Source organism: Oscillochloris sp. ZM17-4, assembly GCF_019599295.1.
Lineage (GTDB): Bacteria > Chloroflexota > Chloroflexia > Chloroflexales > Chloroflexaceae > Oscillochloris.
Map to the genome: position 1 here is coordinate 3,273 of NZ_JAIEWN010000068.1, position 14,596 is coordinate 17,868.

Below are 14,596 nucleotides of genomic sequence, written 5' to 3' on the forward strand. Positions count from 1 at the left end.
GCAGCCATTACAAGGCGTGCATACTGTATCTGCTGGCAACAATATGTGACCGTTTCTGGCACAGACCTATGCTACGATGAGCCTGTCGCACCCGCCCTACTGAGGACGACAGCGCCCCATGCCACCATCACTCACCACCGATCACGTCCTGTCGCTCGCCCCCGACGCTGCCTCGGCGAAGTCCGGCAAGAGCCTGTCCTCCCCGCGATCATGGCTCTCGCTCGGCCAGCGTGATCAGGCGCTCTGGGGCGAGTGCCAGGGCAGCGGCCGCGAGCCCTACCGCACCCAGATCGATCTGAGCGAGCCCGCCTTCCGCTGCTCCTGCCCGAGCCGCAAGTTCCCCTGTAAGCATAGCATCGGCCTGATGCTGCTCCTGGCGGGCCAGCCCGCCGCCGTGCCCGAGGCCGCGCCGCCGGGCTGGGTTGAGGAGTGGCTGGCGACTCGCGCCAAGAGCGCCGCCGCCCGCGAGCAGCGTCGGCAGGCCGCCGAGGACGACCCCGCCGCCGCCGAGGGGCGGCGCGCCGCGTCCCAGGCGAAGGCTGCCGCCGCCCGCGAGGCGAAGGTGGCCGCCGGGGCGCAGGAGCTGGGCATCTGGCTGCGCGACCAGCTGCGCGAGGGGCTGGCCGCCGCGCCCGGCCGCGCCCCGGCTGCCTTCGAGCGTATGGCCGCCCGCATGGTCGATGCCCAGGCCCCGGGGCTGGCCCGGCTCCTGCGGGCGATGGGCGGCACCCCGGCCTCGGGCGATGGCTGGCAGGGCCGGCTGCTAGAGCAGCTGGCCCGCATGCATCTGCTTGTGGAGGGCTACGCTCGCTTCAAGGGGACAGCGGACAGCGGACAGGGGACAGCTGAGGGCGATGTCTTTACACCCGAGGAGCAGGCCGATATCCGCAGCGCCATCGGCTTCACCCAGAGCCAGGAGGAGCTGCTGCGCGGCGCGGGGCTGCGCGACCGCTGGCTGATCCTTGGCCGGCGGGTTGAGGATGAGGATCGCCTGCGCGTGCAGCGCACCTGGCTCTGGGGCGAGTCGTGCGCCGCGCCGGCCCTCGTGCTGGACTTCAGCGCGGCCGGGCAGCCGCTCGACCGCAGCCTGATCCCCGGCGGCAGCCTCGACGCCGACCTGGCCTTCTTCCCCGGCGCCGCGCCGCTGCGCGCCCTGGTGCAGCGGCGGCACGGCGGCATCGAGGCGCTGCCGGCGCTGCCGGCGCTCGACATCGCCGCCGCCCTCGGCAGCTACGCCGCCGCCCTGGCTCGCAGCCCCTGGCTGGAGCGCTACCCGCTCTGCCTCGGCCCGATCAGGCTGGCGCAAGCCGGCGACGGCTGGCTTGTCTGCGATGAGTCCGGGCGGGGGCTGCCGCTCGCGCCGCAGTTTGGCCGCGCCTGGGAGCTGCTCGCCCGCAGCGGCGGGCACCCCTTCAGCCTGTGCGGCGAGTGGGACGGCGACCGGCTGACGCCGATCTCGGCGTGGGTCGATGGGTTTGTCGATCTAGGGGGGTAGTTGGGGCGCAGCAGCGTCGCATGAGTCCTTGAGTACTCTGTAGGCATCGGGCTGCGGCGCTGCTGCGCCCTCACGCAGATGGGAAGATAGAGTATGCGCCACGGCCCTCTCACACCTGCTTGTGCGCCGCTCTGGGCCGACCTGGTGGCCACGGCCTTGCTTGGCACTGAGCGGCGCGCGCCCGCCCTGCCGGTCGCCGGCGGGGCGCTGGGCGATCTGCTGGGCCGGCTCGCGCCGGGCGATGACCCGGCCGGGGCGCTGCTGGGCGCCGCCGCCGCCGTGGCCCTCTACCGGCGCGCGGGCTGGCTGCCGCCGGCCAGCGCCGCGCAGCCGTTTCCGCCCGCCCCGCCCGACGACCTGCCGCCCTGCTCGGCCCGCGCTGGCGCGCACCTGGCGCAGATGCTCGCCGGCACCTACGCCGCCGCCCTGCCCGAGTGGCTGGCGGCGCTGGCCTCCGCAGGTCGCGCGGCGCCCGCTTCCCTCCTGCCGGCCCTGCTCGATCATGGGCGGAATCATGAGGATCTGCGCCCCGTGATCGTCGCCGCGCTCGGCGCGCGCGGGCGCTGGCTGGCCGGGCTCAACCCCGACTGGGAGTATGCCAGCGGGGCGGGCGCGGCGGCTCAGGAGGATGCCACGCCGCTCTGGGAGACTGGCTCGCCTGCGGCGCGGCTGATGCTGCTGGCCGGGCTGCGCGCCCGCGAGCCGGAGCGCGCCCGCGATCTGCTCGCCGCCAGCTGGGCCAGCGAGAAGGTTGATGACCGGGAGCGCTTTCTGGCCGCGCTCGCGCAGGGATTATGTATGGCCGACGAGCCATTTCTTGAGCAGGCGCTCAACGACCGCTCCGAGCGGGTGCGCAAGGCTGCCGCCGACCTGCTGGCGACCCTGCCCGAGTCGGCCCTGGCCCAGCGCATGGCCGCCAGGGTCGCCCCGCTGCTGCGCTGGCAGCCGGGCCGCCTGCTCCAGCGCGCGAGTATCGATGTCGCGCTGCCCGAGGAGTACGACAAGGCCATGCAGCGCGACGGAATCGTGCGCAAGCCGGCCAGATCTGGCATGGGCGAGAAGGCTTGGTGGCTCAGCCAGATGATCGAGCAGATTCCGCCTGACGCATGGTGTAAGCTCTGGGGCGCGTCGCCCGACGAGATCCTCAAGGCGAAGCTGCCCAAGGAGTGGCGCGATCTGCTGCTGTCGAGCTTGAGCGAGGCGGCCCGACGCCACGGCGACCAGGAGTGGCTGGAGGCGCTGATCGCCCTGCGTCGGGCCGACAAGAAGCCGGGGGAGCTGGCGGAGCTGCTGCCGGCTCTGCCGCCCGCCCGCCGCGAGGCGCTGGCGCTGGCGCTGCTGCAAGCTCATCAGCCGCTGGCAGGCGACCACCCGGCGCTCGCTGCCCTGCGCTCGCTGGCGGGGCCGTGGGGCCACGATCTCTCCCGCGCCGTGCTGGCCGCCCTGCGCCGCCGCTTGCTGGCCTCCGACAAGTCCTCCTTACGCACGGACTGGCGGCTTCACTCCGCCCTGGAGCTGTTCGCCACCCGTATGCCCGCCGACCTCGCCGCTAAGGTGGGGGCGATTATCTCCGACGAGTTGCCCCCCTGGGGCGGGGCGATCACACAGTTTGAGGAGCTGATGCGCTTCCGCGATGCGATGCTGCGCGCGCTGCGCGAGAGCTGAGTGTACGGGCGCAGCAGCAAGCATATCATAGGGGCAGGTAGAGCATCCGCTGCTGCTGCGCCCTTACTGAAGGAGATCTCCACCTATGTCCCAGCGACTTCGCGAGCACGCCGAGCAGCAGTACGCCGGGGAGCTTGAGGCCCTGGCCCGCCAGGACGACCGCCCGCGCCCGACCGGCTGGCGGCTCTCGCCCTGGGCGGTGGCCACCTACATCCTCGGCGGCGCGCTTGACGACGGCACCGTGATCGAGCCAAAGTACATCGGCAGCCGGCGGCTGATCGAGATCGCCAGCGGCGCTGAGGGCGGGGTGCCACATCATTGCTCTCTCGCCCGACCGCCCGGCGACTGAAGTCGCGGGCTGATTCTCCGCCGAAGGCCGCCTGCGCGGCCTGTCTGAGGCCGCGCAGGCGGCCTTCGCCAGGATCGAGCCGGGGACTTCAGTCCCACGGCACCGAGGCCGGGCGACAATGACGTGGCCCTGCTGAGGGCGGGGGGGAGCTTGACGGAACCCCTGTTCAATGGTACCATAACACCGCGTTTGGGGCGATTAGCTCAGTTGGTTAGAGCGCCACGTTGACATCGTGGAGGTCACTGGTTCGAATCCAGTATCGCCCACCACCACAATTGTACCACGCCGGTTGGGGTCTTCCGCTCCGGCAGCCTGTAACCCTCTTGCCACGACGCTTTCTGCTCACCCTAGTTGTCACCGTCGCACTGATGCTTCTTGCAAGTATACTTGCGGGCACCTCGCTTCAGGCCGCGTCAGAGCCCCTCGCTATCTCCTGCCCTAACAAACAGACGACGATCCTTGCCGGCACAGGCGCGCCGCCAAACGAGTCGCTGATCGCCTACCTGAGCTCACGCCCTGTCGGCGGCGGCAGCTCGCGGAGCGACGGCTCGTGGCAGATCCCGCTGCTGGTAAATGAGCGGCCGGACCAGTACCCAGTTGAGGTGAAGGTGCGCGGCTCGCGCACCATTGTCGGCAGATTCACATGCTATGTGGATGTGCCGCTTGAGACACCGACGCCGGTTGCCCCTGAGGATGGGTCCGGCTCCTCTGGCGCATCCCCGACGGCGACGGCGACGACCGCAGGCGGCGCGACGGCCACCCCCGCCAGGACTGCCACCGTTGTGTCGCCGTCGCGGACCTCGATCTCCGCGACGGCGACGGCCACCCTGACGAGGACGACGCCCGCGGGCACCGCAACCGCCACGAGCACCTCCACCACACCTGTAGCCACCACCACAAGCCAGGCCGCAAGCGCAACGATCAAGATCAGCGATCTGTTCTGTCGCGACCCGGCCTACCCCGACGACAGCGAGTACATTGAGCTGCGCAACGATGGCACGACGGCGGTGGATATGCTGGGCTGGAAGGTGATCAACCAGACGCGCTCCAACCTGAGCTACACCTTCCCGCGCTATACGATGGGGGCCGGCCCAGACTTCTACGTCACGCTGTACAGCGGGATCGGTGACAACCTGCCGGACTTCGCGGAGTTCTACTGGGATCGCACTGACCAGCTCTGGAACGACGGCGACCGGGCCGAGCTGCGCGACCCGTCCGGCAACCTGGTGGACGCCTATATCGTCCCTGCCGGCTGCACCCAGTAGCCGCGGGCGACGAGCGACGAGCGACGAGCGACCAACGGCAACGGCCCGTTGGTCGCTCGTCGCTCGTCGTGGTATGATTGTCGCATTCCGATCTCATACGAGCGAGGCTCCCGTGCGCGTCTTTATCACCGGCGTCACCGGGCCGGTCGGCAGCTTCCTGGCCGACCACCTGCTGACCATCCCCGGGCTCGATATCCATGTGTTCAAGCGCTGGCGCAGCGACCCGCGGCCGATCGCGCACCTGCTTGGCAGGGTGACGGTCCACGAGGGCGACATTGAGGACGCCTTCGCGGTGGACGCGGCCGTGCGCGCCGCCGCCCCCGAGCGTGTCTTCCACCTGGCCGCCCAGAGCTACCCGAGCGCGTCGTGGCAGGCGCCGGTGCTCACCATGCGGGCCAATGTCGAGGGCACCCTGAACCTGCTGGAGGCGCTGCGCCGCCACGCGCCCGCCGCCCGCACCCACATCGCCGGCACCAGCGCCGAGTACGGCTTCGTGCGGCCCGATGAGGTGCCGATTGGCGAGGGGCACCCGCTGCGGCCCGGCAGCCCCTACGGCGTCAGCAAGGTGGCCGCCGAGCTGACCGGCCTACAGTACCACGATAACTTCGGCATGCATATCCTGGTCACCCGCTCCTTCAACCACGTCGGCCCGCGCCAGGGCGACCGCTGCTCCATCCAGACCTTCTGCCGCCAGATGGCCGAGATCGAGGCCGGGCTCCAGCCGCCGGCGCTGCTGGTGGGCAACCTGGAGCCCCGGCGCGACTTCACCCACACCCGCGACGTGGCCCGCGCCCTCTGGCTGCTGATCGAGCGCGGCGCGCCCGGCGAGGTCTACAACCTCTGCTCGGGGCGGGCCACCCGCATCGGCGACATCGTCCAGATGGTGGTGGAGCGCGGCCGGGTGCCGGTCGAGGTGCGGCAGGACCCGGCGCGGCTGCGGCCGAGCGACGAGCCCATCCTCCAGGGCGACAACCGCAAGCTGCGCGAGGCCACCGGCTGGGAGCCGACGATCGGCATGGAGGAGATCGTGGACGAGCTGCTGGAGTACTGGAGGGATCAATGCTGAATGCTGAATAGTGAATGTTGAATGGGGCCGGCGCATTCAACATTCACTATTCAACATTCAACATTATTTCAATGGGCACGCTATTTTTAGTCGCCACGCCGATCGGCAACCTTGAGGACATCACCATGCGCGCGCTGCGGGTGCTGCGCGAGGTGAGCCTGATCGCGGCCGAGGACACCCGCCACACCCAGCGCCTGCTGGGCCACTACGAGATCACGACGCGCTGCATCTCGTACCACGAGCACAACAAGCTGGCCCGCCTGGACGCGATCCTGGCGGCGCTGGCCGAGGGCGACGTGGCCCTGGTGTCTGACGCGGGCACGCCGGGGGTCTCCGACCCCGGCTACGAGCTGGTGGTCGCATGTATCGCGGCCGGCTTCACGGTGGCGCCGGTGCCCGGCCCGAGCGCCCCGGTGGCCGCGCTGACGGCCTCGGGCCTGCCGAGCGACCGCTTCGTGTTCGTGGGCTTTCTGCCCCGGCGCAGCGCCGAGCGGCTGGCGGTGCTGGAGGATCTGGCCGGCCTGACGCTCTCGCTGGTCTGCTTCGAGGCCCCGCACCGCCTGGTGGACTCGCTGGGCGACATCCTGGAGGCCCTGGGCAACCGGCAGATCGCGGTGGCGAAGGATCTGACGAAGCGCTTCGAGTCGCTGCGCCGCTCGACGGTGAGCGAGGCGCTGGCCCACTTCATCGCCCAGCCGCCGCGCGGCGAGTACACCCTGGTGATCGCGGGGCAGCCGCCGACTGGGGAGCGCAAGCGCGACCGGCGGCGGCTGACGACCCCCGTCGGGTTTGTCGATCCGCCGAGCGAGGCCGAGATCGCGCGCCGCCTGCGCCTGCTGCGCCCGTACAGCGGGAGGGCGGCCCGCCCGTATCACCCGCCGACGATCTCCTGGTACGCGGCGTGCAGGGCGGCGGCCGCGTCGTCGGCCAGGGCCACCAGGGGCAGGCGCACGCTCGTCTCGGGGAGGCTGCTCGTCCAGGCGAGGGCCGCCTTGAGTGCCGCCGGCGTGTTGGCCGGGTCGACCTTGCCGCGCAGGCGGGTGAGGCGGTCCTGGGCGCCGGCCACATCGCCGCCGGCGTGGTGAGCGTCGTAGACGGCGCGCACCATGTGCGGGAAGGCGCTGGCGAGGGCGGTGATCGCGCCCGCCGCGCCGCCGGCCAGGGCGCTGGAGACGAGCCGGTCGCTGCCGGTGAAGATCTTCAGCTGGGGGTAGCGCGCGATCAGCATCGCGCTGTTGGCCCAGTCCCCGCTGCTGTCCTTCATGCCGAAGAAGAGGCCGGGGTGGCTCTCCAGCAGGCCGTCGATGATCGGCGGGGTGATCGGCACGCCGGTGACCTGCGGGATGTGGTAGAGCATGAGCCGCGACTCGGCGGGCAGGGAGTCGGCGAGGGCGCGGTAGTAGTTGAGCACGCCGAGCTCGCTGGGCTGCTTGATGTAGAAGGGCGGCATCACCAGCACCGCGTCGGCGCCGCGGTCGACGGCGTAGCGGCTGAGGGCGATCGTCTCGGTGAGGGCGGCGCAGCCGGTGCCGGCCATGACAAACATGCCGCCCTTATTGGCCAGCACCACGTCGAGCACGCGCTCACGCTCGGCGGTGCTCATCGACGGCCCCTCGCCGGTGGTGCCCAGGCAGAGCACGCCGTGGAGCCCGCCCTGCTCCATGAAGCGCATGTAGCCGGGGATCCACTCATAGTCTACCGGCCCAACATCGCTGGTGAACGGCGTCAGCATCGCGCTGATCACGCCTCCAATCTCCGCCATAGCCTTCCCTCTCTGCGCCTGCTGCACATATAGCCGCGGGTTGCTGGCTGGTACTGTACCACAGGTTTGCCGGCCCGCAACAATACGCCGCACCCCCAGCTGCGCCCGCCGCCGTATTTTATGCTACTATGAGAGCTAAGCTCCAGAGACCATCTTAATATGTGTCAGCAGACGCCTAGAGTCGGGCGATCTGTGCGTTGTCGCACACCCAGCAGGGATACGCTGATCTGGCATTCCTCCTAATACAGCCCGTTCTCCGTCACCGATTAGCAATGGAAGAGAGGCCACATGCATGAGGTAAGCGTTGGTGTCACCCTGCTCTCGATCTCGGTCGTGCTGATCGTCGCGAAGCTCTCGACCTTCATCGAGCGCTACGGCCAGCCGCCGGTGCTCGGCGAGCTGCTGGCGGGGGTGGTGCTGGGCAACATGCACTTGCTCGGGATACATATCTTTGAGCCGATCAGAGAGAACGGGATCATCCAGTTTCTGGCCGAGCTCGGCGTGGTGATCCTGCTCTTCCAGGTTGGTCTGGTGCTTGGAACGGGCCTGACGCCGGTCGCCATTGACCCTCGTCGCCCCCCCAGAACGGACATGGTTCTGTGGAGCTAGAGTATAGACCTACGATGCTACGTACATGTTACGAGACGGTTAAGAAGGCTTCCGGGTGCGCTCCACCCGACCCCTGACTCTCGACTCTCGCCCCCCGACTCCCCGCCTACATCTGAAAGCGGTAGCCGATCCCCGGCTCAGTGAGGATGAAGGTTGGCTGGGCGGGGTCGGGCTCGATCTTGCGCCGCAGCTGGGTGATGAAGACTCGCAGGGTGGGCAGATCTTGCTCGTAGCTCGTGCCCCAGATCGCCCGCAGGATGGTGCGGTGAGTGAGCACTTTGCCGGCGTGGCTGCTGAGCAGGCGCAGCAGCTCGTACTCGGTGGGCGTCAGGTGGATGTCCTGCCCCTTGAGCGTGACAATGCGGCGCGGCCGGTCGATCCGTAGCTCGCCGAAGGTGAGCACCGGCTCCTCGGTGACGCTGGCCCGCGTGCTGTGGCGCAGGGCCACCCGGATGCGGGCCAGCAGCTCGTCCATGCCGAAGGGCTTGATCAGATAGTCGTCGGCGCCCAGGTCGAGGGCCTCGACCTTATCCTGCTCGCCGTCGCGGGCGCTCAGGACGATGATCGGCACCTGCGACCAGCCGCGTATGCGGCGGCAGACCTCCAGGCCGTCGATCAGGGGCAGCCCCAGGTCGAGCACGATCACATCGGGCTTCCAGCGCACCGCCTGGTCGAGCGCCTCCTCGCCATCGACGGCGACCGCCACCTCATAGCCGCGGGCGCTCAGCCCGGTCTTCAGCAGCCGGCCCATCTGCGGCTCATCATCCACCACCAGAATGCGCTCGCCCATACCGCTGTCCTTATGCGGCCATGCCGCTCGTGCTGACGCCTTCGACGCTGACGCCGCTGGAGGGGTGTAACTCCTCGACCGGCAGGGTGAATACGAACCGTGCGCCGCCGCCCGCCCGATCCTCGGCCCAGATCTGCCCGCCGTGGGCCTCGATGAGCCCCTTGCAGATCGCCAGTCCCAGGCCGCTCCCGTGGGCGCGCCGCTCGGGGGCCTCGGCGCGCACGAACTTCTCGAAGATATGGTCGCGGATTGCGGGCGAGATGCCCGGCCCGCGATCGAGCACCTCGACCATGATCTGCGCGGGCGATCCGGCTATATGGCGGACGATGATCGCGATCTGCGTGCCCGGCGGGGCGTGGTGCCCCGCATTATCCACCAGATTCGTCATCACCTGCTCGATCTGCACATAGCTCATCCGGATCGACGGTAGGTCATCCGGTATATCCAGGGCGATTGTGCAGGGGGCGACGCGCTGCCCCATACTGCGGGCGACGGCGTGGATCAGCTCGCTCAGGTCCTCCCAGCGCCGGCTCTGCTGGAGCGCGCCGGCCTCGATGCGCGACATCTCGAGCAGGTGGCTCACCAGGCGGCTGAGCCGGTCCGCCTCCTGGTTGATGCCGAGCAGCAGCTCGCGCTGGGTGCCCGCGTCCCATGTGACCGCCTCATCGAGCAGGTTCGTCGCCGCGCCCTTGATCACGGCCAGGGGCGTGCGCAGATCGTGAGAGACCGATGAGAGCAGGGTTGACTTGAGCCGGTCCGACTCGTCGAGGGCGCGCATCTGGGCGGCGGCCTCGGCGAGCCGGCTGCGCTCGACCGCGCCCATGAGCTGGGCGCTGATCGTCGCCAGGAGCGAGCGGTCGGCCACGCTCAGCGGCGGGGCCGCGCGGCGGCGGGTGACCTGGAGCACCACATCGGGCCGCCCGCTGAGCCGCAGGACGACCTCGTCGATCTGCTGGCGCGGCTCGCCGGCGAGCGCCTGCTCGATCAGGGTGCCGCTGCTGTCGGCCACCAGGATGCGGCAGGATGCCAGCCTGAGCAGATCCGTTGTGGCTTGGGCGACGGCCGGGGCGATCCGGTCGAGGGAGAGCTCGGCGCTGATCGTCTGGCTGAGCTGGTAGAGCGCGTCGAGCTCGGCCGCGCGGCTGCTGCTGACGAGCGCCTGGCTGCGGGCGCGCCCGGCGATGCTGCTGGTCAGCAGCGCCACTGTGATGAAGGTGATCAGGCGGACGCTGTCCTCGAGGGTGGAGACCCTGAGGGGCTGCTGGGGGACGATAAAGTAGTAGTTGAAGAAGAACGCCGCCAGGATCGAGATCAGGATGGCCGGCCAAAGGCCCAGGGTGGCGGCGATCGCCAGCACCAGCAGCACATAGAGCAGTGAGGCGGTGCTCAGCAGTGTAGGGAAGATCGTGCTGAGCAGTGCCGTCAGCGCCGCAAGCGCTACCAGGCTCAGCAGCAGCTGCCCTGCGAGCAAGAGCGCCTGTCTGAGGAGCGAGGGGCTTGGCCTGGCGGTGCGGTTTGGCATGGGTCTATTATACCAAGAACCATTGATATGACGGCTTTGCTCAGGCTGGCATGGGTTGGCATTCTGATGCGGCGAGAAGTCAGTGGCTCAGCACCTCAGTGGCTCAGTGACCCAGTGTTCTCATGAACAATTAATGAACATGTGCTTTGCAAACATTGTGCAAAGGGAGGAGCCATGGTATGCTGTAGGGAGAAAGATCATCGCCCGAAACTATTACACCACAGGAGTAATGCGACGATGCATGAGCCGTACCCGCTGCCTCTCCCGATACGCGATAGTGAGCCCCAGCCGCCACACGCCGGCACGCACATGGCGACCGATGATCACATGGCGTCGCTGCGCTACGAGGCGCCCCCGGTGATCGCCGAGGGCGCGCTGGCCAGCCTGCGCGCCGAGCGTAGCACCGGCAGCCGTGACGAGACCCTGGCCGCCCTGCGCGCCACCGCCTTGCCCGACCCCAAGACCCTGCCGGTTCGCCTGCGCCCGAAGACCACTAAGCACAAGGGGATCACGCGCATCGACCACCCGGCCAAGCGCACCTTCGGCTACTTTGTGCGCGTCACCTGGAATAAGGAGCGGCGCAGCAAGTTCTTCTCGGACTCGGTTCACGGCGACCGGCTGGCCGCCCTCGGCGCGGCCCTGGAGTGGCGCAACCAGGCCGAGCGCGAGCTGGGCAAGCCGCGCACCGAGCGCCAGGTGATCGGCGTCTCGCGCACCAGCACCGGGATCGTGGGCGTGCGGCGCACCGTCAAGGACGGACGCGAGGTCTATGAGGCCACCTGGCGCGATGGCAACCGCATTCGGCGCACCTCTTACTCGATCGCCAAGCACGGCGAGCGCCGCGCGCTTGCGCTGGCCCGCCGCGCCCGCGAGAAGTTTGAGAAGGCCCGCCACCGCACGCCTGTAGAGTAGCGACGCCGTAGGGACTCCCGCACACAAGCGGGCTGGCCGGCGCGAGAGCCATGCTCTTGCGCCGGCCAGCCCGCTTGTGGTTTGTGCATGCCTTTTGCAAAATATTGACAAATAAAAATAGCGGGTGTAAAATCTGAACTCGTGAGTACACATCCGTCCACACCCTCCCATCACCTATGAGCCGACCGTCGTTAAAAGAGCGACAGCGACAGCTGCGCGAGAGCGCCATCCTCGATGCCGCCCACGAGCTTATGGCCCAGAAGGGCTACGCCGCCATGAGCATCGATGATGTGGCGGGCCTCGTGGGCATCTCTAAGGCGACCATCTACCAGCACTTCGCCTCGAAGGAAGACCTGGCGATCAGCGTCGTGGTGCGCCTGATGCAGCGGGGCGAGCAGCGCATGCAGGCTGTCTCGGCGACACTGCCGGCGATCCAGCGGCTTGAGGAGATGATGCGCGGCGGGCTGACCCGGCGGGCCGGCCTGTGGGGCACCGAGTCGGGCATGCTGCCGCTGAGCCTGCGCGACCACCCGGCCCACGCGGCCCAGCGCGCCCGCATGCTCGGCCACGTCAGCGATCTGATTGACGCCGCCAAGGCCGAGGGCGACATCGACCCCGGCCTCGCCACGCCGGTGGTGGCGCGGACGCTCGCGCAGCTGTTCCAGACCGACTACTCCGACCTGGCCGGCGGCGATGAGGACGCCCGGCGCCGGGTGGCAGAGACGCTTGTGCGACTGGTGTTCGACGGGCTCCGCGCGCGGGGCCCACGCTGAGGGAAGGACTCCCCTATGACCGCACAGAACCTCGCGCCACGGCGCGGCCTTGAGTACAAGTGGAAGGTGCTGATCTCGGTCGTCTTCGGCATCTTCATGATCATTCTGGACAGCACCGTCGTAAACGTGGCCCTACAGACGCTGCGCCGCGAGTTCGACGCCCCGCTGAACCAGACCCAGTGGATTATCAGCATCTACGTGCTGGCGCTGGGCATCACCACACCGCTCTCGGGCTTCCTGGCCGACCGCTTCGGCCTGAAGAATGTCTATATCGGCGGGCTGGTGCTGTTCGTCACCAGCTCACTGCTCTGCGGGCTCTCGCCGAACCTCGAGATGCTGATCGTCTTCCGGGCGCTCCAGGGCGTCGGCGGCGGCATGGCCCAGCCGCTCGGCCCGGCCCTGCTCTACCGCACCTTCCCCGCCAACGAGCAGGGCAAGGCGCTCGGCTTCTTCGGCATCGCCCTGGTGCTGGCCCCGGCCCTCGGCCCGCTCCTCGGCGGCTGGCTGGTGGACGCCGAGCTGTGGCGCTGGATCTTCTTCATCAATGTGCCGATCGGTGTCCTGGGCGTCTCCCTGGCCAGCCGCTTCCTGCGCAAGGAGGAGACGACCCGCAAGCCCACCCTCGACCCGCTGGGCATCATCACCGCCACGGTTGGCTTTGGCTCCCTGCTCTACGGGGCGACCAACGCCGCCGACCTGGGCTGGACCTCGACGACGGTGCTGCTCTCCTTCGGCGTCGGCATCGTCGCCCTGATCGCCTTCGCCATCATTGAGCTGTTCGTGGTCAAGGAGCCGCTGCTCGACCTGCGTCTGTTCAAGACGCCGGCCTTCCTGACGGCCAGCCTGATCGGCTACGTGTCGGTGCTGGCCCTGTTCGGCGCCGAGTTCCTGATGCCGGTCTACCTCCAGGCGCTGCGCGGGCGCACGGCCCTAGAGACCGGCACCATGCTGCTGGCCCTGGCGCTCACCTCGGGCATCGCTGCGCCGATCGCCGGCCAGCTCTACGACAAGATCGGCCCGCGCCCGCTCGTGGTGGGCGGCTTCTCGCTGCTGCTGGTGAACACATGGCAGCTCTCGCAGATCAAGGGCGACACCTCGATCGGCTTCATCATCTTCCTGCTGGCCCTGCGCGGCCTGGCCCTGGGCATGACGGTGCAGACCACCTTCGCCACGGCGCTCTCCAGCGTGCCGCCGCGCCTGCTGCCCCGCGGATCCTCGCTGATCAACGGCACGCGCTTCGTGGTCCAGTCGATCGGCGTGGCGGTGCTGGCCACGGTGCTCACCAGCGCCCTCTCGCCCGCGGTGCGCGCCCAGTCGGCCCAGGCCCAGGAGAGCGCGGCCAGCGCGGGCGTCGCCACGCGCTTCGGGGTCTGCGAGACGCCGGGGGTGACCCCGGCCGACAACATCCCGCCAGCGGCGGCGGCCCAGATCAGCGGCCTGCCCCAGGCCCAGCAGGCGGCCGCCAAGCAGCAGATCCTGGCCGGGGTGCAGCAGGCCTGTAGCGAGAATCTGGTCGGCTTCGAGCAGACCTACCTGCTGACCTTCTACGCGGCCATGCTGGCCCTGTTCATCGCGCTCTTCCTGCCGGGCTGGCCGGCGAAGTGGGCCGGGCGGGCGGGCCTGCGCCGGCAGCACGGCGAGGGCAAGCCGGCGGCGGCGGATTGACGGCCCCACGTTCATGCAGGGGCGCAGCAGCACGATGCCCCGTTGTCGCCTTGCGACAACGGGGCATCGTGCTGCTGCGCCCCAACGACGAATCACCCCTCGAGCAGCAGGGCCTCGGGGTCCTCGATCAGCTCCTTGATCCGCACCAGGAAGCGCACGGCGGTGCCGCCATCGATCAGGCGGTGGTCGTAGGAGAGGGCCAGGTACATCATCGGGCGGATGACGATCTGGCCGCCGACGACCACGGCGCGATCCTCGATCTTGTGCATGCCGAGGATGCCGACCTGGGGTGTGTTGAGGATGGGCGTTGACATAAGCGACCCGTAGACGCCGCCGTTGGTGATGGTGAAGGTGCCGCCCTGCAGCTCGGCCAGGCCGAGGGTGCCCTCGCGGGCCTTCGTGGCCAGCTCGCCGATCTCGCGCTCCAGGGCCGCGAAGCCCTTGCGGTCGGCGTCGCGCACCACCGGCACCACCAGGCCCTCCTCGACGCCCACGGCGATGCCGATGTCGTAGTAGCCCTTGAGCACCACCTCGTCGCCCTGGATCTCGGCGTTGACCATGGGGTAGGCTCTCAGCGCGCCGACGGCGGCGCGGGTGAAGAAGGACATGAAGCCCAGGTTGACGCCGTTGCGCTCCTTGAAGGCGTCCTTGCGCCGCTTGCGCAGGTCCATCACCGCGCCCATGTCCACCTCGTTGAAGGTGGTGAGCATGGCGGCGGTCTGC

At 69.2% G+C, this 14,596-nt stretch carries 12 protein-coding genes, 1 tRNA gene and 2 pseudogenes; 11 read left to right on the forward strand and 4 right to left on the reverse strand.

Going from position 1 to position 14,596, the window contains the following annotated elements; translation table 11 throughout:
- The first annotated feature begins 118 nt into the window (after positions 1-118).
- The 7 genes and pseudogenes from K2Z83_RS25895 to rsmI form a co-directional block, all read left to right on the forward strand.
- Positions 119-1,495, forward strand: a complete 1,377-nt coding sequence (locus tag K2Z83_RS25895; protein ID WP_220598062.1) for an SWIM zinc finger family protein — start codon at positions 119-121, stop codon at positions 1,493-1,495.
- Between the two features lie 93 nt (positions 1,496-1,588).
- Positions 1,589-3,160 carry a DUF5691 domain-containing protein gene (locus K2Z83_RS25900; protein ID WP_220598063.1) on the forward strand — a complete coding sequence of 524 codons (1,572 nt, stop codon included), beginning with the start codon at positions 1,589-1,591 and terminating at the stop codon, positions 3,158-3,160.
- Between the two features lie 85 nt (positions 3,161-3,245).
- Positions 3,246-3,449, forward strand: a pseudogene (locus K2Z83_RS25905) (ATPase); the annotation flags it as partial.
- A 252-nt stretch (positions 3,450-3,701) separates the two neighbouring features.
- A tRNA-Val gene (locus K2Z83_RS25910) sits at positions 3,702-3,778 on the forward strand.
- Between the two features lie 54 nt (positions 3,779-3,832).
- Positions 3,833-4,774 (forward strand): lamin tail domain-containing protein, encoded by a 942-nt coding sequence (locus tag K2Z83_RS25915; RefSeq protein ID WP_220598065.1) that lies wholly within the window; start codon positions 3,833-3,835, stop codon positions 4,772-4,774.
- Between the two features lie 112 nt (positions 4,775-4,886).
- A complete protein-coding gene (locus K2Z83_RS25920) occupies positions 4,887-5,840 on the forward strand; it encodes a GDP-mannose 4,6-dehydratase (protein ID WP_220598066.1) in 954 nt (317 codons plus the stop codon).
- Positions 5,841-5,965: 125 nt separating this feature from the next.
- Positions 5,966-6,541: pseudogene (rsmI, locus tag K2Z83_RS25925) on the forward strand (16S rRNA (cytidine(1402)-2'-O)-methyltransferase); the annotation flags it as partial.
- Positions 6,542-6,711: 170 nt separating this feature from the next.
- Here the strand turns inward: rsmI and K2Z83_RS29495 are convergent.
- Positions 6,712-7,602 carry a dihydrodipicolinate synthase family protein gene (locus K2Z83_RS29495; protein WP_255604521.1) on the reverse strand — a complete coding sequence of 297 codons (891 nt, stop codon included), beginning with the start codon at positions 7,600-7,602 and terminating at the stop codon, positions 6,712-6,714.
- A 288-nt stretch (positions 7,603-7,890) separates the two neighbouring features.
- Here K2Z83_RS29495 and K2Z83_RS25930 point away from each other — a divergent pair, with 288 nt between their 5' ends.
- Entirely contained in the window at positions 7,891-8,211 is a 321-nt protein-coding gene (locus K2Z83_RS25930) for a cation:proton antiporter (protein WP_220598067.1), read from the forward strand.
- Positions 8,212-8,317: 106 nt separating this feature from the next.
- On the opposite strand, the gene K2Z83_RS25935 is transcribed toward K2Z83_RS25930, so the two are convergent.
- Both K2Z83_RS25935 and K2Z83_RS25940 read right to left on the reverse strand, forming a co-directional pair.
- Positions 8,318-9,001, reverse strand: coding sequence for a response regulator transcription factor (locus tag K2Z83_RS25935; protein ID WP_220598068.1), 684 nt, complete (start codon positions 8,999-9,001; stop codon positions 8,318-8,320).
- A gap of 10 nt (positions 9,002-9,011) precedes the next feature.
- Entirely contained in the window at positions 9,012-10,523 is a 1,512-nt protein-coding gene (locus K2Z83_RS25940; protein WP_220598069.1) for an ATP-binding protein, read from the reverse strand.
- 309 nt (positions 10,524-10,832) lie between these two features.
- On the opposite strand from K2Z83_RS25940, the gene K2Z83_RS25945 reads away from it, so the two are divergent.
- The 3 genes from K2Z83_RS25945 (at position 10,833) to K2Z83_RS25955 (ending at position 13,873) form a co-directional block, all read left to right on the forward strand.
- Positions 10,833-11,435, forward strand: a complete 603-nt coding sequence (locus K2Z83_RS25945) for an AP2 domain-containing protein (RefSeq protein ID WP_255604522.1) — start codon at positions 10,833-10,835, stop codon at positions 11,433-11,435.
- Positions 11,436-11,611: 176 nt separating this feature from the next.
- Positions 11,612-12,208, forward strand: coding sequence for a TetR/AcrR family transcriptional regulator (locus K2Z83_RS25950; protein ID WP_220598070.1), 597 nt, complete (start codon positions 11,612-11,614; stop codon positions 12,206-12,208).
- Positions 12,209-12,223: 15 nt separating this feature from the next.
- Positions 12,224-13,873, forward strand: a complete 1,650-nt coding sequence (locus tag K2Z83_RS25955) for a DHA2 family efflux MFS transporter permease subunit (RefSeq protein WP_220598071.1) — start codon at positions 12,224-12,226, stop codon at positions 13,871-13,873.
- A 92-nt stretch (positions 13,874-13,965) separates the two neighbouring features.
- On the opposite strand, the gene K2Z83_RS25960 is transcribed toward K2Z83_RS25955, so the two are convergent.
- A partial coding sequence (locus tag K2Z83_RS25960; RefSeq protein ID WP_220598072.1) for a 2-oxo acid dehydrogenase subunit E2 occupies positions 13,966-14,596 on the reverse strand: 631 nt, incomplete at its 5' end.

Coding starts and splice junctions, on each gene's coding strand:
- K2Z83_RS25955 (WP_220598071.1), top strand. CDS start 12,224: ATGACCGCACAGAACCTCGCGCCACGGCGCGGCCTTGAGTACAAGTGG.
- K2Z83_RS25935 (WP_220598068.1), bottom strand. CDS start 9,001: ATGGGCGAGCGCATTCTGGTGGTGGATGATGAGCCGCAGATGGGCCGG.
- K2Z83_RS25940 (WP_220598069.1), bottom strand. CDS start 10,523: ATGCCAAACCGCACCGCCAGGCCAAGCCCCTCGCTCCTCAGACAGGCG.
- K2Z83_RS25895 (WP_220598062.1), top strand. CDS start 119: ATGCCACCATCACTCACCACCGATCACGTCCTGTCGCTCGCCCCCGAC.
- K2Z83_RS25950 (WP_220598070.1), top strand. CDS start 11,612: ATGAGCCGACCGTCGTTAAAAGAGCGACAGCGACAGCTGCGCGAGAGC.
- K2Z83_RS25900 (WP_220598063.1), top strand. CDS start 1,589: ATGCGCCACGGCCCTCTCACACCTGCTTGTGCGCCGCTCTGGGCCGAC.
- K2Z83_RS25930 (WP_220598067.1), top strand. CDS start 7,891: ATGCATGAGGTAAGCGTTGGTGTCACCCTGCTCTCGATCTCGGTCGTG.
- K2Z83_RS25945 (WP_255604522.1), top strand. CDS start 10,833: ATGGCGACCGATGATCACATGGCGTCGCTGCGCTACGAGGCGCCCCCG.
- K2Z83_RS29495 (WP_255604521.1), bottom strand. CDS start 7,602: ATGGCGGAGATTGGAGGCGTGATCAGCGCGATGCTGACGCCGTTCACC.